We start from the raw sequence: 21,897 nt of genomic DNA on the forward strand, positions 1-21,897 counted from the left end.
AAGCGGGCGGGCGCATTCTTTCTCAACCGGAGCGGGCAGGCAAGGGCGTGTGCGCCGGCCGGATCGGGGTGTGGAGACCGCCTGGGTTGCTTCGCTGCGCGCTGCGCTCGCAATGACGGGGAGAGAGTGTGCGTCGCAGCCTATCGCCGGAGTTAAGGTGACCGTGCAGCACTGTCACCGCATTTACTATTTATCCTCGTCGCCACCCTGCTGCTTGCGCGCGGCCTCCTCCAAATTCTCGCGATTGCGATCAGTGTATTTTTGAAGCGGATACTTGGCCGGGTTCCACTTCGGCAACTTCTTTGCGTAGTCGCGCGCCATCTCATTGGTGTCCCAAGCTCCTTGTTGGCTGGTGTCCAAGCCGGCAGGCGCCGGGTCTGCTGCGATCTTCTTGCCTGCGCGAAGCGGCTGCGACCCGCGCGGCTGATACTCTGCTTGGATCGGCGGACCAATGGTAGCCGGTTTGCCCGGCGCGGCTGCGGTCGACTTTATCCGCGCAGATGCAGAGGCGCTGCCTTGGGCTCCGATTCGTGTGACGACGATCGATCCGTAAGTCATCACTCCATTCGATTGCAGTGTATAGACGTAGGTGCCCGCGCTATTGGTGTAAGTGAGACTGTTGCCGTTGCAAGTCCATGTCCCCTGAACGCAAAACGGATTGCCGGTACAAGCAGCCCGGCCGTCGGCCGTGAGCGTGCCGATATTGCTGGTACCGTGCTGCCAAGTACCCACGAACTTGCTCGCACATGATGATGGCGGGACGGCCAAGGCCGGAGCCGCAGCAATGTACAGAACCACGCACGCCAATGAGGTCTGTGACAAAGTCATGATCGCCTCTCCACAATGCAGTCCGCCTAAAGAACTCAGTGCGCCATTCGGACGTCAGACGGATCAAGTGTCGCCGCATCAACCGGACTACAGTGACTGTCAACGTAATCTACCGGAGTGGACGGCCGACGAGAGGCAGCCACAGCAAGGCCTGAAGCCGTGGCTGCCTCTCTTGCGGTAGCCCCGCTGCTGGCTCTGAACCTGGCGAGCCGCTAATGTCCGACCAAGGGCGCTGAGTTGTTCATCGCTGCCGGACTGCGAGGATCAACTCCGACAGTTTGCCCCGGCTTGACCAGAGCGAACTGCGCGGCGAGGGCGAGGCCGTAGGCGATGCCGAAGGTGGTGCCGGTCGCCAGGAAGCGGAGCTTGTTGGTGTCCCATACGGCGCCCTCCGGGGCGAGGAGGGTGAAGAGCGAGGGCAGCAGCAGGAACACCACTCCGAGCGAGAAGGCGAGGCAATTGAGATTGCGCCAGAAGATCCTGGACGGGGACATGTCGATGTCGGGCAGCGCCGAGCAGCTCTGCCTGTCGAGGTAGTAGGAGATGTATACGGACACCAGGGCCGGGCCGAGCCCCCACCTGAGCATCCGGAAGTAGAGGTCGGAGAAGGGAAGCGCGCGCGATGCATCCTCACCGAAGACGTGCACCGCCAGAGCCAGGCCGAAGGGCCCGGCCGCAAATGCGACCAGGAAGGTCCAGCAATACGTGACCATCGGCGACTGGTCGAAGGCCGACCCGAGCGAATGCGCGGCCAGTCGAAGCACCAGAACCAGGCCGATGGCGAAGCCGAAGTTCGACATCGAATACAGGACCCAGGCGAGCATGCGACCTGAATCCTGCCCCATGACGAGCCCCTGGCCCTGGAGCGCATCGAAGGCCACCGCCGACAGATAGACGCCGAGATGCGCAGCGGCGATCAGGACGACGGCATAGATGATCCAATATTGCAGCGGGTTCTGGATGACCGGCGCGTCGACGTCGACGCCGAATTCGCGGGCTTCTGCGCAGAGGGCGCGTCGTGAGCCGTTCCGGTAGATCAGGTAGCAGGCGATGAGCCGAGCAAACCGGCTGTGCAGACGCTTGATGCCCTGATCGAAGTCGACGATCGCGAATGTTGCGACAGAGCCCGACTTCCGCTGCTTCATCGTCCACGAGGTCTGCTCGAATTCGGCGATCAGCTTGTCATAGCCGAAGCTCGCTTCGGTGAAGAAGGTGGCATCGTTGCCCGCCTCATGACCTTTTTGCAGCCACCAGTTCATGTAGCAGATCTCGGCCCACAGGCGGTCCGGCGTCTGGCGGTCCTTCTGGAAGTCGCGCTCGGTCAGCGCGCGCGAGTTCGCGACGACCAGCGGAATGACTTTCTCCGACACGCGCAACGCATACCGTATCTGGGCAATAATCTCCTTCGCGAGCTGGGGAACGCTGATCCACAGGTGAATCACGTCGCGCATCCCCAGCAGCAGATTCCAATCAGCCTCCTTGGTGAGAAGGTAGAGATAGACGGCACCCATCGCGGCGACGACGGCGAGATAGGGGGCCGAGTTCTCGTCGATCGCTTTCAGAATCGGCTCCGGAATGATGCCGGGCGGGATCATCGCGAGGATCGGCTGATGCTCCCGGACCAGGACCAGGAAAACGCCGCAGGCGAACAACGTGTACGCAATGCTGCCGAGAAGGTATTGCGATCGGTTGGTCATGTAGCGCGGAATGGTCGGGAATTCGTCGACGGCAACGTCCCGGCCGAAGGCGCTCCAGGCCAGGCGGGCCGCGGTGGCCAATCCCAGCAGCGTAATGGCCCATTGCGTCACCACCGACGCGTCGATCTCGAGCGCGCCCGTCGGCGTGGGCTGCGCGAGCGCGGGACAGGCCGCAAGCAGCGGGACGAGGTTGAAGAGGAGGATGCGACGCAGGCGAACCATGACCGAAACTCCTACATTTGTGTGGAAGTCGCGATCGGATCGTAAGTCCCAACTGACGGGAACCCGTGTGAGAAATGTGTGAATTGTCCTGCGCCCGCGCGCGCCCACCTGGCCGGTCACGTGGTCCACGATCTCGCCGCCGGCAAAATCGCCGATCTCGCCGGTATGGGTCGGCAGCCGATCGCTATCGGGCGCCGTTCTGATGCACGGCCTCTGCCGCCGATGGCGGCTTGATCATGAGGCCTTGCCCTGTGGGAAGCGCGAGAATGTCCACGCCATGCTGAGAGGCCCAAGTGTCGAATGCACGCTTCTGGGCCTCGTATCGAACGAAACCATAGTCGTCGAGCAGAACCGGGGCACCCGGCTGGAGCTTGCTCCAGAAGTGGTCGATGGCTGCGATCTCGGGCGTGACGTTGTTCATGTCGATCGAAAGATATGCGACCGTATCGATGTCGACGGTCGACAAGCTTGATGGGACACTGCCACGAATGATTTCGACGTTCTTGTACTCGGCGAAATTACGAACAACATCCTCATAGATGTCGGTCTTGTACATCTCCCGGAAGTAGCCGAGATTGCCGCTTGCGACCTCCTCGTCGGTGACGAGTCGCTCGTCGACACCGGCAAACGTATCAAACAGAAAAAATCGACGGTGGATGTTGTTCCAGTCGAGATAGTGCATGATTGAAGAGCTGAGCATGCCGCGACATACGCCACATTCGACAAAATCGCCGCCAAGGCTGACGGCGATGCTGGCGCACCAGAGCGCAACGTGCGTCCGCCAGAAATATCGAGGCTCATAGCCCTCGGCGACGACGCCCCGTTCGTAGGCGGCGACGAAGCGCGGATCCCGCATGAAGTCATGGTTGTGCACGATCGCAGGATCGGTTCGCAGTCCCCAGTAATCGTATACGGGTGTGTAGAGCCGGTGACCGCTCGAATTTGCGCCGCCGTTCGCTCCGTTCAGTTGCAGCTTGAGCTTGATGAGCTCGGTCGACATCTCGCGGAGTGCCAAGCTCTCGCGCTGCAGGTTCTGGAGATAGATGGCCGGTACCGTCTCCGTCGGATCGCCGGCATTCGAAACCGGTCGGAATTGATGCGAGCCTTCGTCGCGCACCGGTGCGTGATCGACTTCGGTGGCGTCGTTCGATGCTGCCTCGTCATCCTGCTTGCTTGCATGTCCATTGTGAGCCGTCGAGATCAGTCGATCGAGCGTCGATTGGCGAACGAGCTGGAATCCGACACCGTTGAGCAGCCGGTTGATCATGGCGCCATAGCTTACAGACATGCTGGCTCCCCGGCGCGCGAGCGCCTTGCAAAAAGGCCTTACCTGAAATCGATAAAAATGACTTTCGATTACCACCGGTTGTCGACCTTAGCTCCTGGCCTCGCAGACTGCAATTCCCAGAGGTCGAAGTGCCCACAAGATCCAGCCCGCGCGAGAGCCGGCGCGCAGCGCTTCCGTGCGAGGTGATCGAGGCCTGCGCGCCGATTCGATCAAGGTGCTGTGTTTGATCGTTCCGTGGATCGCGCTCGTATCACGTCCATACGTGGGCCGGCCGTCGGCTGATCCGACGTGGCCAAGGGCGTTTGCCAAGGCTGAGCATCGAAGGTTCGGGATTCTTGGTGAGCGCGCCGGGACTCGAACCCGGGACCCCATGATTAAAAGTCACGTGCTCTACCGGCTGAGCTACGCGCTCGCTCCCAAGGAAGCGGTGTGACGGCTGGACCGTCACTGTCCGGATCGTCGGCAGGTGACCATCAGAACGCTTGCGGCGGGGCTGTGGTTCACTGCGGGCCATGGAAACGGGGCGGTAAAAGCCCCGGCCTTGGGCCGCATGCTGTCGTGGGCGCTGTGTAGGGGGTGGGTGCGGTCCGGTCAATAGGGCGGGCGGGGGAAACCACGGGAGAGCGACGATCGCTTCGGGCGCGGCGATGACGGTGGCGTAGCCCGCCATGAACCGCCGTCGGCGCTCGACAGAGCGACGGTGCAGGCGACATGCGGGGTCTCACGGGCGGTTGAGATGAACCCGGATGTCGCGGCCGTCTGCGCCCTCCGGGCCGTGCGTCCGCTCATTCGGGCTGCGCGGCTGGCGTCACGACGTGGCTGGCCGGGACGGAGCAGGACGCGAGCGGCGCGGTTTCCCGGCTGCTCGACGCCGCCGTCACACCTTCTCGGACACCTTCGTCGCCGCAGCGCTCAGCGGGGCCGGCTGCATTGGCTGCAGCATTCCCGGGCCGGCCAGCTCGGGCACCCAGACCGGGCGGAGGCCGATCAGCTCGGCGGTGCGGACCCGGGCGTAGCGCCAGAACTCGAAGGAGTTGATGCGCGACATCTCGAGCACGGCGATAGCGACCGCCGAGAGGAACGGCAGGCTCTCCAGGATCAGGACGGCGGCGAAGATGTAGAGCTCGGTGATCTGCAAGGTGTTGGTCACGATCAGGATCGCAGCGCCGATCAGGAGCAGGGCGCCGATGACGGCCTCCCAGAACGCCTGGAACTCGATCGACATCCGCGACAAGCCGCCCTTGGACGTGCGGGCGAACGCCAGATGCTCGGTGATCAGGCCCTGCGCCACGGCGCGGCTGACCGTCCACTGCACGCTCATGGCCGCGATCATCGCGCCGAGCATCTGCCATGGTTTGATGGCGACGCGCAGCCGGTAGAGGATCAGGAAGTGCGCCAGCGACACCACGAAGGCGGCGATGATCGGGATGGTCAGGATCTTGTCGGGGATGGCGATGCCGGCGAAGGCCACGATCGGCACCCAGATCAGGTTGAGGATCGCGACCACGACGCCGAGGCTCTCGGCGCCGAGCCAGTTGAGCCAGCCGAGCGAGAATTCGCGCTTCTGGTCGGCCGTGAGCCGGCTGTGTCCGGGCAGGAAGCGGCGCCAGTGCTTCTTGACGATCTGGAAGCCGCCATAGGCCCAGCGATGGCGCTGCTTCTTGAACGCCTCATAGGTGTCGGGCAGCAGGCCCGAGCCATAGCGGGTGGCGGTGTAATGCGTCTTCCAGCCGAGCTCCTGGATGGCGAGCCCAAGATCGGTGTCCTCGCAAATGGTGTCGCTCGACCAGCCGCCGGCCATGTCCATCGCCGCGCGCCGGATCAGACACATCGTGCCGTGCACGATGATCGCGTTCTCCTCGTTGCGCTGGACCATGCCGATGTCGAAGAACCCGGCATATTCGCCGTTCATGATGTAGTGCATCAGCGACAGATCCTCGTCGCGATGCTCCTGCGGCGCCTGCACCAGGCCCACGGTGGGATCGGCGAACGCCGGCACGAGGTCGGAGAGCCAGTCCGGCGTCACGACATAGTCGGCGTCGATGATGCCGATGATCTCGGCGTCAACAGCCGTGCGCTCCATCGCGATGCGCAGCGCGCCGGCCTTGAAGCCCTTGACCTTCTCGGCGTTGATGAACTTGAAGCGCTCGCCGAGCATGCGGCAGTGATCCTGGATCGGCTGCCAGAACGCCGGGTCGGGCGTGTTGTTGATGATGCAGACGACCTCGTAGTTCGGGTAGTCGAGCCGCGCCAGCGCATCCAGCGTCTGCTTCATCATGTCGACCGGCTCGAAATAGGCCGGCACGTGGATCGAGACCTTCGGGCAATAGCCCGCCGGCAGCGCGGCGCGGTCGTGCGCCACCTTGTCGCGGGTCAGGAGCCGGCGCGGCGCGCGGCCGAAGGCGATCGCGGCGATCTCCTCGATGCGGGCCATCGCGATGAGGATCAGGGGAACCAGGAGGATCAGGCCGAGGGTCAGCGCGAAGGTCGAGCCCCAGACGAAATAATGCACGTTCCAATAGGCGAAGACGTTGGAGACCCAGGCGCCGACGCCATGCGCCGTGACCGCGAGCATCATCGCCTGCAGCACGGTCGGCTGGCGCAGCCGCGCGATCGGCAAGGACAAGAGCACGCCGACGAGGAGGGCGATGGCCGCGAGCTTCCAATAGTCCGGGTTCACGATCGGGCCGGTCCAGGCGAATTTCGCCTCACGCGAGGCGTTCAGCACGCCCCAATACGGGCCGACGCCGCCCTCGAAATATTTCCAGGGCTGATCGATCGCCTCGACGATGTTGTATTCCATGCCAATCGAGGCGGCCTGGGCGAGAAAGTTGCGCAACACCTGCGCCTGCCGCAGCGGGCCCGGCACGGCGGGGCCGCGATTGCCGTCGCTGCGGCTGTAGCCCTGGCTCGGCCAGCCGAACTCGGCGATCATGATGCGCTTGCCGGTGAACTGCTTCTTCAGGAGCTGATAGCGATCCACCGCCTGATCGACGGCCTGGTCGTCGGTGAAGAATTCCCAATACGGCAGGACGTGCGCGGCGATGAAGTCGACATTGGCCGCGAGCTCGGGGTTGTCCCGCCAGGTGTTCCAGACGTCGCCGGTGGTGACGGGCACGCTGACCGATTTTTTGACGCGCTTGATCTTCTCGATCAGTTCGCCGACCTTCTGCGTGTCGGTGAGGATAGTCTCGTTGCCGACGACGATGCCGATGACGTTGCTGTTGCGGCGGGCGAGCGTGATGGCCGATTGGATTTCGCGCTCGTTGCGGTCCGGATCCTTGTCGATCCAGGCGCCGAGCATCACCTTCAGGCCTGCCTCCGCGGCCAGCGGCGGCACGATCTCGAGGCCGCCGGTTGACGAGTAGAGCCGGATGGCCCGCGTCATCGTGGCCAGCTTCTTCATGTCGGCGCGGATACGGTCCGGCGACGCCACGGTGCTGGGACCGGGGGCTCCGGTTCCTTCATGTGGATCGTAGGAGACGCTCTGCAGCAGGCCGGTGAAATTGGGGGCCTCCTGCTTGTCCTGCAGCAGACCCCAGAGGGCGGCGTGCACGGCAGTGACGAGGAGCAGGACGGCGACGACGGCGCGCATGGGAGGGGCAACCATTCCTAGGATCAAGGCGGCGATGAAGCGGAGCGGTCGAACGCCGTTCCATCTCGGATATGCGATGCGACTGGGATCATGCTCACGCGTGACGTTCGACGATGAACGGCGAAGGCGATCACTCTCACGCCGTCACGGCCGAAGGCCGCGACATATGCATTCCAACAGAGCCCACTCATGCTGAACGGTGCCTGAACCAGGGCGCGGCCAAGTGTCAACGACTTCGATCGCATCCTGACATGCCATCGGAGCGCTGTCATGCGCGCGCCGCGCATGGAGCCCGGTCGTCGGGATCTTGCGTCCTGCCGGCCCCGAGGCGCGGTTCACTTCGCCGGAGGCTGCGGCGGCGAGGCCTGGGGGGCAGGCTGCTGCGCCGGCGCCGGCGAAGCCTGCGCGGCCGGCGTCGAGGCCGGGCCGGGCGCCGGCGCCGCAGCCACCTGCGGCTTGGCGTCCGGATTGATCCAGCAGCCATGGACGTGGTTGTTCAGCGAGTTCGGCACCTTCGGATCGATCTGCGGAAAAAATCGCGTCAGACAGCGGAACGCCGCCTGAACATGGCCGCCCGGGCAGCCGAAACGGTCATAGAGGTCGAGGTGGCGGAAGGCGGTATCGAGGTCGTCATTGTACATCAGCTGGACGACGCGGCGGCCGAGCCAGACGCATTCGGGGTTGCCGGCCGGGCCGCCAGAGAGCGCCTGTGACGCCTCGGTAAACTCGTCGGCCTTGCGCTGGTTCTCCTTCGACTGGTCGGCCGGGTTGGCCGCCTGCGGCTTTTGGTCCTGGGGATGGTCGCTGCCGCTCTGGGCGAAGGCGCCGGAGGCGCCGACGAGGACCATGAGGGCCAGCGACGTGAACAGGCGCGAAACCGAAAACTTGGACTGGAGCACGCGTCGACCCATAAATTCCCCGATGGTTGCCTTCATGTCGTCCCCTGGGGGACGCAGTGTTGATGCCGATCAATTCGGCCCCGATTGCGGCGGGAGGTTGATTCCGACCTTCGCATGCCGTTCCTAAAATGGCGTTCCTAACGGGCGCATGAACGGCCTCGAGACCTCGGGCGCAACGGTCGAGCCAACCGGAGATTCCCAATGACCGGAATCTCGGATTTTGTCCAGCAACGGCCCAACTTTCTCGCGTCATCGTAAAAGCGGGATTGGGAACAGGCGTGCGCCGTGCCAGAAGCTCCGGAGATCGCCTACTTGGCAGATCGCCCCCGACCGGGTAATCGACACCACCCTGCCTGGAGACACGGAACTGAAATCCCTTCCTACGCCGCTGGCGCTTCTGCTCGTATCCTTGGGTGTCATCGCCGCCGCGTGGTGGTGGCTGGCCAGGCCGATCACGCTCGCGCGCGCGCCGATCGATCCCGGTTCGAAGCTGCAATGCGTGTCCTATGCGCCGTTCCGGGGACAGCAGAGCCCGCTCGATCCGACCACCCATATCGACGCCGGGCAGATCGAGCAGGACTTGGTGCAGCTCGCCAAGATCTCCGAATGCGTGCGCACCTATTCGATCGAGAACGGCCTCGATCAGGTGCCGGAAATCGCGTCCCGGGTCGGCATCAAGGTGATCCAGGGCATCTGGCTTGGCTCGAACAGGCTGAAGAACCAGCAGCAGATCGGCATCGCTGTCGACCTGATCAAGCGCTATCCGAAGGTGATCACGGCCGTCGTGGTCGGCAACGAGGTGCTGCTGCGCGGCGAGATGACCACCGCCGATCTCGCCGCCACCATCCGTAGCGTCAAGGCGCAGGTCCAGGTCCCCGTGACCTATGCCGACGTCTGGGAGTTCTGGCTGCGCAACCGCGAACTCTACGACATCGTTGACTTCGTCACCGTGCACATCCTGCCCTATTGGGAGGACATGCCGGTGCGGGCCAAGTTCGCCGCCTCCCATGTCGACACCATCCGCCAGCAGGTCGGCGTGGCGTTTCCCGGTAAGGAGATCCTGATCGGCGAGACCGGCTGGCCGAGCGAGGGCCGCATGCGCGAGGGCGCGCTGCCGTCGCGCGCCAACCAGGCCCGCGTGGTCTCGGAGATCCTCACGCTCGCCAAGCGCGAGAATTTTCGCGTCAATTTGATCGAGGCCTATGACCAGCCCTGGAAGCGCAAGCTCGAGGGCACCGTCGGCGGTTATTGGGGCCTGATCAGCGACGACACGCGCGCACTGAAGTACCCGCCGGGCGAGCCCGTCAGCAATTATCCGCAGTGGAAGCTGCAGATGGCGGCCGGCATGGTGCTGTCGTTCACAGTGTTCCTGGCGGGCTGGCTGACGGTGCGCCGCCGGCCCTGGCCGCCGCACATCTCGGCCTGGATCGGGGTCGGCATCTCCGCGACCACGGCGGGCGTGCTGTTCGGCATGGCCGCGGACAAGATGTTCTATGAGAGCCTGGGCGTGGGCGGCTGGCTGCAATGGGGCGCGCTGCTCGCCGCCGGCGTGCTGGCGCCGATCCTGGCCGCCAATGCCGCCATGGCCGGCCGCCCCTTGCCGACCTTCCTCGACCTGCTCGGACCGGATGATGGCCGCAAGCAGCTCAAGGTCACCTATGCGCTGGGCCTGGTCCTGGTCGTCGCCGTGCTGATCGCGGCCGAAACCGCGCTCGGCTTCGTGTTCGATCCGCGCTACCGCGATTTCCCGTTCGCCAGCCTGACCATGGCGGTGGTGCCGTTCGCGATGCTGCTCGGCAATCGTCCGGCGCAGGGCGCCCGGCCGGTCGCCGAGGCCAGCTTCGCCGGCCTGCTCGCGATCTCTTCGGTCTACGTGATCTACAACGAGGGCCGCGACAATTGGCAGGCGATGTGGACCTGCGCGATCTATCTGCTGCTCGCGTTCACGCTGTGGCGGGCGCGGGCCGTGCAAAGCCGAGGATGAGCAGGCCGATCGCCAGCCCCGACAGCACGATGTTGTAGAGCACGATGCCGAGGCCGGCGGCGATCAGCCCGCCGGTCAGAAGCACGATCGACGGCCGCATCACGTGCAGCACCGCGATGACGAGTGCGGTGGCGCCGAACACCGAGTTCTTGAACAGCGTGGTCGCGACCGCCCGGCTCTTGCAGGCCAGCGTCTGCAGGCCGGCGTCGCAGGCCAGCGCGACGCTCGACAGCTCGATTGCGAGATAGCGCAGATACAGGGCGTAGCCGACGGTGACGAAGCCGACGATCAGGAGCCATTGCACCTGATAGGGCGAGAGGCGGAACGGGGTCTTTTTCATGCGCGGGACTATGCTGCGGAACGGATCGGCGGACAAGCCGCAAAGGCGCTTCACGGACCGCTTTCACAGTCCGCCGCAACCGCCTTGCCGGATGGGATGATTCGAATTCAGGAGCGGCGGAAGAACGACGACAGTGTCGACGGCTGCTCGGGCTTGGGCGCCTCTTGCGGCGGCGCCGGGGGCGGCGCTGCTGCGGCCGGGGGCTCCTCGCGGCGGCCGTGGCGCTGCTGCTGCTGGGCCTGCGGCTGTAGCACGCGCCGGCGCTGTGCCGGGACCGGCTTCGCCGCCGCCGGCGCGGCAGGCTTGGCCTCGCCGCCCTCGGGCTCCTCGCCGACGGCCAGACGTTGGCCGTCATAGACCGTGGTTTCGCAAGGGCGCTGGGTTTCGGCCAGGGCGGCGCAGATCCGTGCCGCCGCCGCTGCGTCCGTCAGCGGGCCGGCACCGAGCCGCAGCTGCATGCCGGGGCCGCCACGGCCCTCCTTCAGCATGATGATCGGCTTGAGCGCCGCGAGGTCGGCATTGTTCTTCGCCAATCCCCGCCACAACGCTCGCAGGCCGCCGATGGAGTTGGCGCCGCCGAGATCGACCGCGAATTCGGTCCTCTGGACCGCCATCACCGCGGGCTCCGCAGTGTCGGCGCCCTTGGCGGCGGGTGTCTCGGTCGGATCGGCCTTGGCGAGCCGTTCCGCGTCAACCGGCTTCGCGGCCGGTTCCGTGGCCTGGGGTTTGGAACCGGCAGCGGCGGCGGTCGCCGGCGCCGGCGCGCCCGCAGGAGCGGGTGGTGTCGTCGCCACCGCGCCGGGGGGATTGGCTCCAAGCGATCCGCCAGGGATAGGCATGAACGGCGACAGATTGCCGAAGGCGGGCAGCGGACCCGGCGGTGTGGAACCCGGCGCTGCCGGCTGCGGCGCCTGCGAATCGACCGCCGCGATCTGCGGCTGGGGTGTCGACTTGTTGCCGGTTGCCTGATTCCCCGTGGGCTGGGGGCTCTGCTTGGCCAGCGCACCGGTGACGGAGTCCAGTCCCTGCTCCAGCACGGTCACACGCGCATAGAGCCGATCCCGATCGGTGTTGAGCGTCTCGATCGCCGCCCCGAGCTGGCGGGCCTCGCTCTGGGTGTCCCGCGCGAGCGACTGCAGCAGCTGGGCCTGGCGCGAGAGGTCAGCCGCGGAAATACGGTCCTTGCGCCATCCCTGCGCCGTCTGATTGGCGAAAATGGCCAGCCCGACGGCACCGACCGCACCCGCACCCCACCAGCCGAGCCGCCACATCGCGCGCCGATCGAGCTCGTTTTCATCGGCAAAGAGTCCGGACAGCGTTCCGCCGGTCTTTTCAGCTCCATGCACGCTGGCTGATTTGTGGGAGTCCTTAGCCATGAACCTGCCTTAATCGAATCACGAAGCGAACATTAACAGGAAAACCCGTATGGGTTTCACGGGGTGCAGGTTTGCTGCGCGGGCAAAACGATTTATGACAGCGGCCCGTGTGCCACTCAGCTATTTCCAGGGTGCTTGATGACCGCTCGATCCAGTCTGACCATCGTGCTTGCGGCAGGCGAGGGCACGCGGATGCGCACGAGCCTGCCAAAGGTGCTGCATCCGATCGCCAGCGAATCGTTGCTCGCCCATGTACTGGCGGCCGCGCCGAAAGGCGACGGTGCCCGCATCGCGGTCGTGGTCGGGCCGGAGCACAGCGCCGTCGAGAAGGAAGCGAGGCGCCTGCGTTCCGACGCCGACATCTTCGTGCAGCGCGAGCGGCTCGGCACCGCGCATGCGGTGCTGGCAGCGCGTGAGGCGATCGCGCGCGGCGCGGACGACCTGCTGGTGGCGTTCGGCGATACGCCGTTGATCACGGCCGAGACCTTCGCGCGGCTGCGCGCGCCGCTGGCCAAGGGCGCCGCGCTCGCGGTGCTCGGCTTTCGCGCCGCTGATCCGACCGGCTATGGACGCCTGCTGCTGGAGGGGTCCAAGCTCGTGGCGATCCGCGAGCAGGCCGACGCGTCGGAGGCCGAGCGGGCGATCACGCTGTGCAATGCCGGCGTGATGGCGATGGACGGCCACCGCGCGCTCGCCATCCTGGACAAGATCGGCAACGCCAACAGCAAGGGCGAATATTATCTCGTCGACGCCGTGGCGATCGCGCGCGAGCAGGGCCTCGACGCCGTCGTCATCGAGACCTCCGAGGACGAGGTGCGCGGCATCAATACCAAGGCGCAGCTCGCGCAGGCCGAGGCGGTGATGCAGACCCGGCTGCGCCGCGCGGCGATGGAGGCCGGCGTGACGCTGATCGCGCCGGAGACGGTCTATCTCGCCGCCGACACCACCTTCGGCAGGGATGTCACGATCGAGCCGTTCGTGGTGATCGGACCCGGCGTCTCGATCGGCGACGGCGCGGTGGTGCATTCGTTCTCGCACATCGTGCAATCGAAGCTGGGCCGCAACAGCCTGCTGGGACCATTCGCGCGGCTGCGACCCGGGACGTCATTGGGCGACGGCGCCAAGATCGGCAATTTCGTCGAGGCCAAGGCCGCCGTGCTCGAGCCGGGCGTAAAGGTCAATCACCTGTCCTATATCGGCGATGCGCATGTCGGCGCCAACGCCAACATCGGCGCGGGCACCATCACCTGCAACTATGACGGCTTCAACAAACACAAGACCCGCATCGGCGAGGGCGCCTTCATCGGCACCAACACCTCGCTGGTGGCGCCGATCAACATCGGCGCGCGCGCCTATATCGGTTCGGGCTCGGTGATCACGCGCGACGTGCCCGATGATGCGCTGGCGCTCGAGCGCAGCCCGCAGACCACGAAGGAAGGCGCAGCGGCGCGCTTCCGGAGCGCGAAGTCCCGGCACAAGAAGTGAGTGCGTAGAGCCGCGATCGGGGATCCCGGCCCCTGCGAGGCGATCGCGCTGCCTGGACGTTACTGGTCGTCGTCCTGGAACTCGGCGAACATCGCGCGAGTCAGTCGCCAGCCCCGGCGGGTGGCGTGCTTGACGGGCTCGTCGGTCCGATGCTTGATCGGCATCGGCTTGAGCTCATGACCCATGGTCGGCGGAGGCCAATGCGCGAGATGGCTTCCTGACGAATGTGACAGGCTCAGCGAGCTGGTGCCTTTTGGATCAGTTGGGCGGCGGCTGGTGGTCATGGCGTCCTCTCCGACGCGACAGTCTCAGCGCGAAAGCGTTGACCGGACGTTAAGTGCGCTCCGAACTGCACCTTCGCGTCGAAACGGAGTTGCATGCCCGACCGCGCCCTTGAGCTTCCAACTTAACCCTGTCGCAATCCGCAATAATTATTGAATCCTGAAAACGCGCGGTTTTCGTTAAGACAATGCCACGCATTTGAATCTCTCTCGACGATTTGGGGACTAGCGCTGATGTGCGGAATCATCGGGATCCTGGGACGCGGGCCGGTTGCCGAGCATCTCGTCGATTCCCTGAAGCGTCTGGAATATCGCGGCTACGACTCCGCGGGTGTTGCGACGCTCGAGGGCGATCACCTGGATCGGCGGCGCGCCGAGGGTAAGCTGAAGAATCTCGAGAAGCGGCTGGAGCGGGAGCCGCTGAAAGGGCACGCCGGCATCGGCCACACCCGCTGGGCGACGCACGGCAAGCCGACCGAAGGCAATGCCCATCCGCACGCAACTGACAACGTCGCTGTCGTTCATAACGGCATCATCGAGAACTTCCGCGAACTACGTGCCGAGCTCGAGAAGCAGGGCGCCAGGTTCTCCTCGGAGACCGACACCGAGACGGTCGTCCACCTCGTCAATTCCTATCTCTTGCAGGGTCACACGCCGCAGCAGGCCGTGGCGGCGTCGCTGCCGCAGCTGAAGGGCGCGTTCGCGCTGGCCTTCCTGTTCAAGGGCCACGGCAACCTGCTGATCGGCGCCCGCAAGGGCTCGCCGCTGGCGCTTGGCTATGGCGACGGCGAAATGTTCCTCGGCTCGGACGCGATCGCATTGGCGCCGTTCACCGATACGATCAGCTATCTCGACGATGGCGACTGGGTCGAGATCACCCGCGACTCCGGCATCATCCATGACGCCTCGGGTGCGGTGGTGAAGCGCGACGTGCTGAAGTCGGGCGCGTCGTCCTTCCTGGTCGACAAGGCCAACTACCGCCACTTCATGGCCAAGGAGATCCACGAGCAGCCGGAGGTCGTCGGCCACACGCTTGCGCGCTACGTCGACATGGGCACCGAGCGCGTGATGCTGCCGGCGCGGCTGCCGTTCGACTTCAAGGACATCCAGCGCATCTCGATCACCGCCTGCGGCACCGCGAGCTATGCCGGCTTCGTCGCCAAATACTGGTTCGAGCGCTTCGCGCGCGTGCCCGTGGAGCTCGACGTCGCCTCCGAGTTCCGCTACCGCGAGGCGCCGCTGCGCAAGGGCGATCTGGCCATCTTCATCTCGCAGTCCGGCGAGACCGCCGACACGCTGGCGGCCTTGCGCTATGCCAAGTCGCAGGGCGTGCACACGCTCTCGGTCGTGAACGTGCCGACCTCGACGATCGCGCGCGAGAGCGAGATCGTGATGCCGACGCTCGCCGGTCCCGAGATCGGCGTCGCCTCGACCAAGGCCTTCACCTGCCAGCTGATGGTGCTGGCGGCGCTGGCGATTGCCGCCGGCCGCGGCCGCGGCGAACTCTCCGAAGCCGATGAGACCAAGCTTGTGCATGGCCTCGTCGAGGTGCCGCGCCTGATCGCGGCCGCGCTGACGACCGAGCCGCAGATCGAGAAGCTCGCCCGCGAGATCGCCAAGTCGAAGGACGTGCTCTATCTCGGCCGCGGCACGTCCTATCCGCTGGCGCTCGAAGGCGCGCTGAAGCTGAAGGAGATCTCCTACATCCATGCCGAGGGCTATGCCGCGGGCGAGCTCAAGCACGGCCCGATTGCGCTGATCGACGAGACCATGCCGGTGGTCGTCATCGCGCCCTACGACAAGGTGTTCGAGAAGACGGTGTCGAACATGCAGGAGGTCGCCGCACGCGGCGGCAACATCATCCTGATGACCGACGCCAAGGGTGCCGAGGAGGCGACCGTGGACTCGCTGGTGACGATCATCATGCCCGACATGGCCGCGACGTTCACGCCGATCGTGTACGCGATCCCGGTGCAGCTGCTGGCGTATCACACCGCCGTGGTGATGGGCACCGACGTCGACCAGCCGCGCAATCTCGCGAAGTCGGTGACGGTGGAGTAGATCAGCCGCCGCTCGCCGCTCCTATGAAGCGATGCTCTCGCATCGCCTTGAACCCGCAGGGCGTGAGGCGCGACGCCGCCTCCGCCGATTCAAAGTGTCATCCCGGCGAACGCGGGGATCCACAGCCACCGTGCTTTGTGGCTGGCACCTCTGGCCGCTCCAGCCTGCCTCGAACCACCTTTTGGGAGTGCGGGTCCCGGATCTGTGCCGCCAACGCTGTCGCGTTGTCGGGCTTGTCCGGGACGACAGCGGTTTTGATTCGCGCTCACCCGTCATTCGGGCGCGAGCCTGCGATCGTTCTTCGAATGGCGCGGCAGTCGTGGCAAACTCGGTGGCGCTTGCCATCTGATCGGCAATCCGACATCAGCGTCTGACGATGCCGCGGCAGTGGTCGGCGTCTACTCCGTCACGGGACTCTCGATGGCTCTCGACACCTGGCTGCTGTTCCTGCTCACCAGCATTGGCATCTCGCTCACGCCGGGGCCGAATGGCCTATTGGCCCTGACGCACGGCGCGCTGCATGGTGGGCGCAAGACGCTGTTCACGATCGCCGGCGGCCTGATCGGTTTCGTCCTCATCATCGCGCTGTGCATGTTCGGCATCGGCGCGCTGGTGCAGTCGTCGATCACCTGGCTCGTGGTGCTGAAATGGATCGGCGGGCTCTATCTCGCCTGGCTCGGCATCAAGCTGTGGCGATCGCCACCGGTGGCGATCGATATCGGCCATGCGACCGTCAAAGCCGGCGGGCATCAGCTCTTTCGTCAGGGCTTTCTGACCGCTGCGACCAATCCCAAATGCCTGCTGTTCTTCAGCGCCTTGTTGCCGCAGTTCATCGACCCCGATCGCAGCCTTCTCGGGCAGTTCGCCATCGTTGCCTTGACATACACGGTCACGGAGTTCCTGACCGAGGTCGCGATCGCCAGCGCCGCCGCCCGGGTGCGTCCTTGGCTCGCCAGGGCCGGACGCCGCTTCAATCAGGTCTGCGGCGGCATCTTTGTGGCGGTCGGTCTGGCCCTGCCGCTGCGCAGTGCCTAGCCGGCTGATTCCGACGTTTTTGGAGCCGGGGCAGGGGCGGCCAGCCCGCCACATGCGGGGGCAAAGCGTCCAGCTGTGTCTGAAAGAGGGCCTTGCCCTTCCAAAAATCTGCTAAGAGCCTAGCTGAGATCTGATCCGACCTGGAAGTTCGCATGAGTTCCCGCGACGACGTGCCGCCCGAGACCGATCCCTTGGCCGAAGCCCCGGCCGAGACGCCCCACCATGGGCTGATGTTTCGCTTTCGCAACTATTTCCTGACCGGCCTCGTGGTCGCCGGCCCCGTCGCGATCACCCTCTATCTCACCTGGTGGTTCGTGACCTGGGTCGATGGGCTGGTGCGTCCATTCGTGCCGCTGGCCTATCGCCCCGAGACCTATCTGCCATTTGGCGTGCCTGGTTCGGGGCTGATCGTGGCCGTGATCGGCCTGACCCTGGTCGGCTTTCTCGCGGCCAACCTGATTGGTCGCACGCTGGTCGATCTGGGCGAGCGGCTGCTCGGCCGCATCCCGGCCGTGCGGGCGATCTATCGCGGCCTGAAGCAGGTCTTCGAGACGCTGTTCTCCGGCAAGGGGTCGAGCCTGCGCCGCGTCGGCCTGGTCGAGTTTCCCTCGCCGGGCATGTGGTCGATCGTTCTGATCTCGCAGCCGCCGAGCCTGGAGATTGCGAACCGGCTGCCGGGCGAGGAGGAGCAGATCTCGGTGTTCCTGCCCTGCGCGCCGAACCCGACCACCGGCTTCTTTTTCTACTTGCCGAGGAGCAAGATCATCGAGGTCGACATGAGCGCCGAGGATGCGGCGACCTTGATCATGTCCTGCGGCGTGGTGCAGCCCGGCTCCGATCCGCAGAAGAAGGCGGCAGCGCTCGCCACCATGGCCAACGCCGCGCGCATCGCCAATAGCCCGGCGCAGCCGTCGCCGCAGCTGGAGCCGGCCAAGGTCGACTGATCCCTCGCCATCACCGTCTCCCGGGGATCGATGCAAGCCGAGCCCAGTACCCGCTAGCCCGCTTCCTGCGGAACGAATACGCGCAGCCGATGGCCGTCCGGATCGAGCGCGACGAAGGTGGTGCCGAAATCCATCCGCGTCGGCGCCTGGATGATGGTCAGGCCGCGGGCCGCCCAGTCATCGTGAAGGCGCTCGACCTCGCCAGAGTCGGTGACCGTGAACGCGACCTCGCTGAATCCGGCTGCGCCGGTTGCGGCCGGCTCCACCGTGTGCCGCGACCACAAGCCGAGCATCACGCCCTCGCGCAGCGGCAGCATCGCGAAGGTCGGCGATTGCTCGATGACGGGCAGGCCGAGCAGGTCGGCGTAGAAGGCCGCGCTCTTCGCGGGGGCGTCGACATAGAGGAGCAGGAAGCTGAAGTCGGCGGGCATTGGCATTCTCCGTGCGGCGCCGGCAGCGGCGCTTGCGCGAAGGAATTAGCCCAGCCTCCTGCCAGATCCTGTCAGCAGTCTTCGTCACCATGTTCAACGCCGTCTCGTGCGCCAGACGCGCAGACGTCCGTATGACGGCGCTTTGCGCTGCATGATGATGCGCGGAAGGCACAGGCCCTGTTGACCTCGCCGCTACAACCGACAGGCGGTGGTGTTGCAATCCGTCGCCATGGAAACATCCGGCAAACAAAGATGTGGCGTTGGGGAGGCGCGTGATGAAGCCTGCAAGTCGGACGTCGTTGTGGTGCGTCGTTGCACTGTCGGGAGTGTGGTTGCAGCTCTCGGGGCCGGCATCGGCTCAGACAGCCTACACGCGAATTCAGGCCTTTGGCGACAGCTACGCCGACACGGGCAATCTCTGGACCTTCACCGGCGGTGCGGGCAAGCTGCCGCTCTATCCCACCGGGCGCTTCAGCGGCGGCACCAATTTCGTCGACACAACCTCGGCGCTGCTCGGCATCCCCCAGCTCAACTATGCCATCGGTGGCGCCATGGCTGGCAACACCAACGTGGTCGCGCCAGGCATTCCCGGCTTCTTCCAGGAGTGGAGCGGACTGACCGGATTCTCCGGCAAGATCTCGTCGACCGATCTGGTCGAGATTTCGATCGGCGGCAATGACGCGCGCGCCTACTACCGCGCCGGCGGATCGCTCGCCGGTGCGCCGGCTGCAGCAGCGGTCACGGCGCAGCAGGCCATGGCCGGCGTCAATGCGCTGGTCGGAGACGGCGCTCGTACCATCGTGTTCACGGTGGGCGACGTCAGCACCTTGCCGGAGGCCGTCGGCAACGCCAATGCGCCGGCCGGCAAGGCCTACAGCACGACCTATAACAGCCTGATGCAATCGTCGCTTGCGGCGGTGGCGCGCTCCGGCGTGCGTGTCGAATATGTCGATACCGGACTGGTCGGCACGCTGATCCAGGCCAATCCGCAGCGCTACGGCTTCAGCAATGTCGGCGCTTGTCCGGTGGCCTGCATCGGCAATCCTGCGCTGCAGAACCAGTATCTGTTCTATGTCGACGGCGTGCATCTGACCTCGCATGGTTTCGAGGTGCTCGGCCAGTACATCGTCAACCGCCTCAACGCGCCGCTGACCTTCGCGCCGCAGGGCGAGGTGGCGTCGATCTCGGCGATGGGCTTCGCCTCGAATCTGTTCGGCAAGCTCGACATGTTCCGCGAGACGGCGGGCTTCGCGCCGTCGGCGATGAACTCCTATGCTGCATTGGGCCGGCCGGCTCACGTCAAGGCGCCGCCGCTCGCGCCGGTCAGCCCGTGGTCTTTCTACATGCAGGGCAACGGCAGTCTCAGCGACCGCCAGGGCAACGTCGCCGCGAACGGCTTCAATCTCGACAGCATCGGCGGCACCATCGGCGTCGAATATCGGCTGTCGGCGAACGCCATGATCGGCACCGCCTTCGACTATTCCAATCCGCGGGCGCGGCTGTTCAACAACACCGGCACGACGGATGCCAATTCCTATCAGTTCGGCCTCTATGGCGCCTGGGCCAGCCGCAACCTGTTTGCCGAAGGTCTCGCCACCATCGGCCACCAGGACTATCGCAACACCCGGCCGGGCGTGGTCGACACCATCACTTCCAATCCCGGTGGCACGACCTTCGTCGCGGCGGGCAAGGTCGGCTATCTGTTCGATGCCGGCTCTGCGAAAATGGGACCCATCGGCGGGCTGACCTATGCCCGCGCCCGCGTCGACGGCTTCACCGAGGCCGGAGATCCCGCACTGACGCTCACGGTGGGCTCGCAGACCGCCGAGACCCTCATCGGCAGCGTCGGCGTGCAGCTGCGTACCCCGTTCCTGGTGCAGGGTACCACCATCCATCCCTATCTCAACCTGACGCTCGATGACGACATCGTCGGCAATGGTCGCCTGATCCAGTACAGCGCGACCTCGGCGCCGTTGATCGTCAACAATTGGACGGCCCCGAACGGCACCTCGCACAACGTCTATGGCCGGGTGAGCGCGGGCGTGGTGGCGCCGTTCTGGAGCAACGTGGCGCTGACGGCGAACGTCTCGCGCACCATCGGACGCACCGGCGGCGACGACTTCTACGGCAGCGGAGGCTTGAAGATCTCGTTCTGAAGGTCAGCCACGGCGGTCAGCGCTCTCGGGGGGGCCTGAGGGGGCGCGCTGACGTTGCGGCCAAGGCGAGGGCAGCCCGGAAGGGCTGCCCTTCGTTTTCGGGCCTTCAGTTCCGTCATGGGCTGCGGATATTCTTCGATGCGCATCGATCGACTCGGAGACCGCCATCATGCCCCCCAGCATTGCCGTCATCGCACCGGGCGCCATGGGCAGCGCCATCGCCGCCCGCCTGGTGGAGCACGGCTGCAAGGTGTTGACCTCGCTCGAAGGGCGCAGTGCCACGACGCAGGCGAGGGCGGCCGCCTGCGGCATGAGCGCCGCGAATGATAGCGAGATCGTCAATGCCGACATCATCCTGTCGATCGTGCCGCCGGGCGAGGCCGTGGCGCTGGCCGAGCAGCTTGCGACGGCCATCAACCGCAATGCCAAGAAGCCCGTCGTCGTCGACTGCAATGCCGTCAACGTCGAGACCGTCAGGCGCATCCAGGATGTCGTGCTGTCGTCAGGCGCGCGCCTGGTCGACGCGGCCATCATCGGCCTGCCGCCGAAGCCCGGCACGAAGGGCCCGGCGTTCTATGTCAGCGGTGAGGCGGCCACCGACATCGCCGTGCTGGGCCAGCTCGGGCTGGATGTGCGTGTGATCGACGGCCCGATCGGCGCCGCTTCGGCGCTGAAGATGTCCTATGCCGGCATCAACAAGGGTCTGACCGGCCTCGGTGCCGCGATGGTGCTGGCCGCAACGCGTGCCGGCGCCGCCGACGCATTGCGCGACGAGCTCGCGCTGAGCCTGCCCCACGTCCAGGCCCGGCTCGCCAACGCGCTGCCGGACATGCTGCCGAAAGCCTATCGCTGGGTCGCCGAAATGCGCGAGATCGCGGGCTTTCTGGGCGAGGATCATCCGGCGGCGCAGATCTACGAAGGCTTCGCAGCGCTGTTCGAGCACATCGCGGCGGACGTGCAGGGCGAGGGGGCCGACGCGGCGCAATTGGTGGCGTTTGCCGAGAGTTGCAAGCCGAACTAGTTTCAGCCCGTCGTCCCGGGCAAGCTGCGATGCGCGAAGCGCGTCGCGGCGCCGACCCGGGACCCATACTCCGCGGCGGCTGTGAGGCACGAAAAAGCCAATCGCCGGCCTGCCTGAAACGGTTGCCTGGGGGTATGGGTCCCGGCTCGGAGGCCGGGACGACAGCGGAGCTTGTTGATGTACCTCGGACTAGGATCTGTACTCATAAATGGATTCCGTTAGCTGACGAACGGTGATTCACTCCCCTTAGGTGA

The 21,897-nt window shown here is 65.5% G+C and carries 16 protein-coding genes and 1 tRNA gene; 7 read left to right on the forward strand and 10 right to left on the reverse strand.

Annotation, left to right across the window (positions count from 1 at the left end):
- Positions 1–186: 186 nt before the first annotated feature.
- From HL666_RS33405 to HL666_RS33430, 6 genes are all read right to left on the reverse strand, one after another.
- Positions 187–828, reverse strand: a complete 642-nt coding sequence (locus HL666_RS33405) for a hypothetical protein (RefSeq protein WP_172185739.1) — start codon at positions 826–828, stop codon at positions 187–189.
- Between the two features lie 212 nt (positions 829–1,040).
- The gene (locus HL666_RS33410; protein ID WP_172185741.1) at positions 1,041–2,876 is read right to left on the reverse strand and encodes a hypothetical protein; all 1,836 of its coding nucleotides are present in this window, start codon (positions 2,874–2,876) and stop codon (positions 1,041–1,043) included.
- Positions 2,877–2,931: 55 nt separating this feature from the next.
- Positions 2,932–4,035: a TylF/MycF/NovP-related O-methyltransferase gene (locus tag HL666_RS33415; RefSeq protein WP_246741685.1), complete on the reverse strand. Its 1,104-nt coding sequence runs from the start codon at positions 4,033–4,035 to the stop codon at positions 2,932–2,934.
- 336 nt (positions 4,036–4,371) lie between these two features.
- A tRNA-Lys gene (locus HL666_RS33420) sits at positions 4,372–4,447 on the reverse strand.
- 465 nt (positions 4,448–4,912) lie between these two features.
- On the reverse strand, positions 4,913–7,630 hold the full coding sequence (locus HL666_RS33425) for a glycosyltransferase (protein WP_172185759.1): 2,718 nt from the start codon (positions 7,628–7,630) through the stop codon (positions 4,913–4,915).
- Positions 7,631–7,965: 335 nt separating this feature from the next.
- Positions 7,966–8,541 carry a beta-1-3, beta-1-6-glucan biosynthesis protein gene (locus tag HL666_RS33430; protein ID WP_172109797.1) on the reverse strand — a complete coding sequence of 192 codons (576 nt, stop codon included), beginning with the start codon at positions 8,539–8,541 and terminating at the stop codon, positions 7,966–7,968.
- A gap of 397 nt (positions 8,542–8,938) precedes the next feature.
- Between HL666_RS33430 and HL666_RS33435 the strand changes: the two genes are divergently transcribed.
- Positions 8,939–10,513, forward strand: a complete 1,575-nt coding sequence (locus HL666_RS33435) for a glycoside hydrolase family 17 protein (protein WP_246739023.1) — start codon at positions 8,939–8,941, stop codon at positions 10,511–10,513.
- Here the strand turns inward: HL666_RS33435 and HL666_RS33440 are convergent.
- The gene (locus HL666_RS33440; protein WP_008963041.1) at positions 10,473–10,853 is read right to left on the reverse strand and encodes a hypothetical protein; all 381 of its coding nucleotides are present in this window, start codon (positions 10,851–10,853) and stop codon (positions 10,473–10,475) included. The genes HL666_RS33435 and HL666_RS33440 overlap by 41 nt on opposite strands.
- A gap of 107 nt (positions 10,854–10,960) precedes the next feature.
- On the reverse strand, positions 10,961–12,229 hold the full coding sequence (locus tag HL666_RS33445; RefSeq protein WP_172185743.1) for a hypothetical protein: 1,269 nt from the start codon (positions 12,227–12,229) through the stop codon (positions 10,961–10,963).
- A gap of 138 nt (positions 12,230–12,367) precedes the next feature.
- Here HL666_RS33445 and glmU point away from each other — a divergent pair, with 138 nt between their 5' ends.
- Positions 12,368–13,714: a bifunctional UDP-N-acetylglucosamine diphosphorylase/glucosamine-1-phosphate N-acetyltransferase GlmU gene (gene glmU / locus HL666_RS33450; protein WP_172109000.1), complete on the forward strand. Its 1,347-nt coding sequence runs from the start codon at positions 12,368–12,370 to the stop codon at positions 13,712–13,714.
- 59 nt (positions 13,715–13,773) lie between these two features.
- On the opposite strand, the gene HL666_RS33455 is transcribed toward glmU, so the two are convergent.
- Entirely contained in the window at positions 13,774–13,998 is a 225-nt protein-coding gene (locus HL666_RS33455; protein ID WP_172108998.1) for a hypothetical protein, read from the reverse strand.
- Positions 13,999–14,229: 231 nt separating this feature from the next.
- Between HL666_RS33455 and glmS the strand changes: the two genes are divergently transcribed.
- The 3 genes from glmS to HL666_RS33470 all read left to right on the forward strand — a co-directional run bounded on the left by glmS (position 14,230) and on the right by HL666_RS33470 (position 18,035).
- Complete coding sequence (gene glmS / locus HL666_RS33460; protein ID WP_172131855.1) at positions 14,230–16,056, forward strand: glutamine--fructose-6-phosphate transaminase (isomerizing); 1,827 nt, start codon at positions 14,230–14,232, stop codon at positions 16,054–16,056.
- Positions 16,057–16,476: 420 nt separating this feature from the next.
- A complete protein-coding gene (locus HL666_RS33465) occupies positions 16,477–17,091 on the forward strand; it encodes a LysE family translocator (RefSeq protein ID WP_172108994.1) in 615 nt (204 codons plus the stop codon).
- Positions 17,092–17,243: 152 nt separating this feature from the next.
- The gene (locus HL666_RS33470; RefSeq protein WP_172108992.1) at positions 17,244–18,035 is read left to right on the forward strand and encodes a DUF502 domain-containing protein; all 792 of its coding nucleotides are present in this window, start codon (positions 17,244–17,246) and stop codon (positions 18,033–18,035) included.
- Positions 18,036–18,088: 53 nt separating this feature from the next.
- Here the strand turns inward: HL666_RS33470 and HL666_RS33475 are convergent, their stop codons facing one another.
- A complete protein-coding gene (locus HL666_RS33475; protein WP_172185745.1) occupies positions 18,089–18,466 on the reverse strand; it encodes a VOC family protein in 378 nt (125 codons plus the stop codon).
- 275 nt (positions 18,467–18,741) lie between these two features.
- On the opposite strand from HL666_RS33475, the gene HL666_RS33480 reads away from it, so the two are divergent.
- Together HL666_RS33480 and HL666_RS33485 are read left to right on the forward strand one after the other, a co-directional pair.
- Positions 18,742–20,622: an autotransporter domain-containing protein gene (locus HL666_RS33480; protein ID WP_172185747.1), complete on the forward strand. Its 1,881-nt coding sequence runs from the start codon at positions 18,742–18,744 to the stop codon at positions 20,620–20,622.
- A gap of 169 nt (positions 20,623–20,791) precedes the next feature.
- Positions 20,792–21,643, forward strand: coding sequence for an NAD(P)-dependent oxidoreductase (locus HL666_RS33485; RefSeq protein ID WP_172185749.1), 852 nt, complete (start codon positions 20,792–20,794; stop codon positions 21,641–21,643).
- Positions 21,644–21,897 lie beyond the last annotated feature (254 nt).

The sequence above is a fragment of the Bradyrhizobium aeschynomenes genome (assembly GCF_013178945.1).
Classification (GTDB): Bacteria; Pseudomonadota; Alphaproteobacteria; order Rhizobiales; family Xanthobacteraceae; genus Bradyrhizobium; species Bradyrhizobium aeschynomenes.

Bases quoted from the DNA above. Each gene is read 5' to 3' on its own strand.
- HL666_RS33405 (WP_172185739.1), bottom strand. From the start codon at position 828: ATGACTTTGTCACAGACCTCATTGGCGTGCGTGGTTCTGTACATTGCT.
- HL666_RS33415 (WP_246741685.1), bottom strand. From the start codon at position 4,035: ATGTCTGTAAGCTATGGCGCCATGATCAACCGGCTGCTCAACGGTGTC.
- HL666_RS33425 (WP_172185759.1), bottom strand. From the start codon at position 7,630: ATGCGCGCCGTCGTCGCCGTCCTGCTCCTCGTCACTGCCGTGCACGCC.
- HL666_RS33430 (WP_172109797.1), bottom strand. From the start codon at position 8,541: ATGGGTCGACGCGTGCTCCAGTCCAAGTTTTCGGTTTCGCGCCTGTTC.
- HL666_RS33440 (WP_008963041.1), bottom strand. From the start codon at position 10,853: ATGAAAAAGACCCCGTTCCGCCTCTCGCCCTATCAGGTGCAATGGCTC.
- HL666_RS33445 (WP_172185743.1), bottom strand. From the start codon at position 12,229: ATGGCTAAGGACTCCCACAAATCAGCCAGCGTGCATGGAGCTGAAAAG.
- glmU (WP_172109000.1), top strand. From the start codon at position 12,368: ATGACCGCTCGATCCAGTCTGACCATCGTGCTTGCGGCAGGCGAGGGC.
- HL666_RS33455 (WP_172108998.1), bottom strand. From the start codon at position 13,998: ATGACCACCAGCCGCCGCCCAACTGATCCAAAAGGCACCAGCTCGCTG.
- glmS (WP_172131855.1), top strand. From the start codon at position 14,230: ATGTGCGGAATCATCGGGATCCTGGGACGCGGGCCGGTTGCCGAGCAT.
- HL666_RS33465 (WP_172108994.1), top strand. From the start codon at position 16,477: ATGGCTCTCGACACCTGGCTGCTGTTCCTGCTCACCAGCATTGGCATC.
- HL666_RS33470 (WP_172108992.1), top strand. From the start codon at position 17,244: ATGAGTTCCCGCGACGACGTGCCGCCCGAGACCGATCCCTTGGCCGAA.
- HL666_RS33475 (WP_172185745.1), bottom strand. From the start codon at position 18,466: ATGCCCGCCGACTTCAGCTTCCTGCTCCTCTATGTCGACGCCCCCGCG.
- HL666_RS33480 (WP_172185747.1), top strand. From the start codon at position 18,742: ATGAAGCCTGCAAGTCGGACGTCGTTGTGGTGCGTCGTTGCACTGTCG.
- HL666_RS33485 (WP_172185749.1), top strand. From the start codon at position 20,792: ATGCCCCCCAGCATTGCCGTCATCGCACCGGGCGCCATGGGCAGCGCC.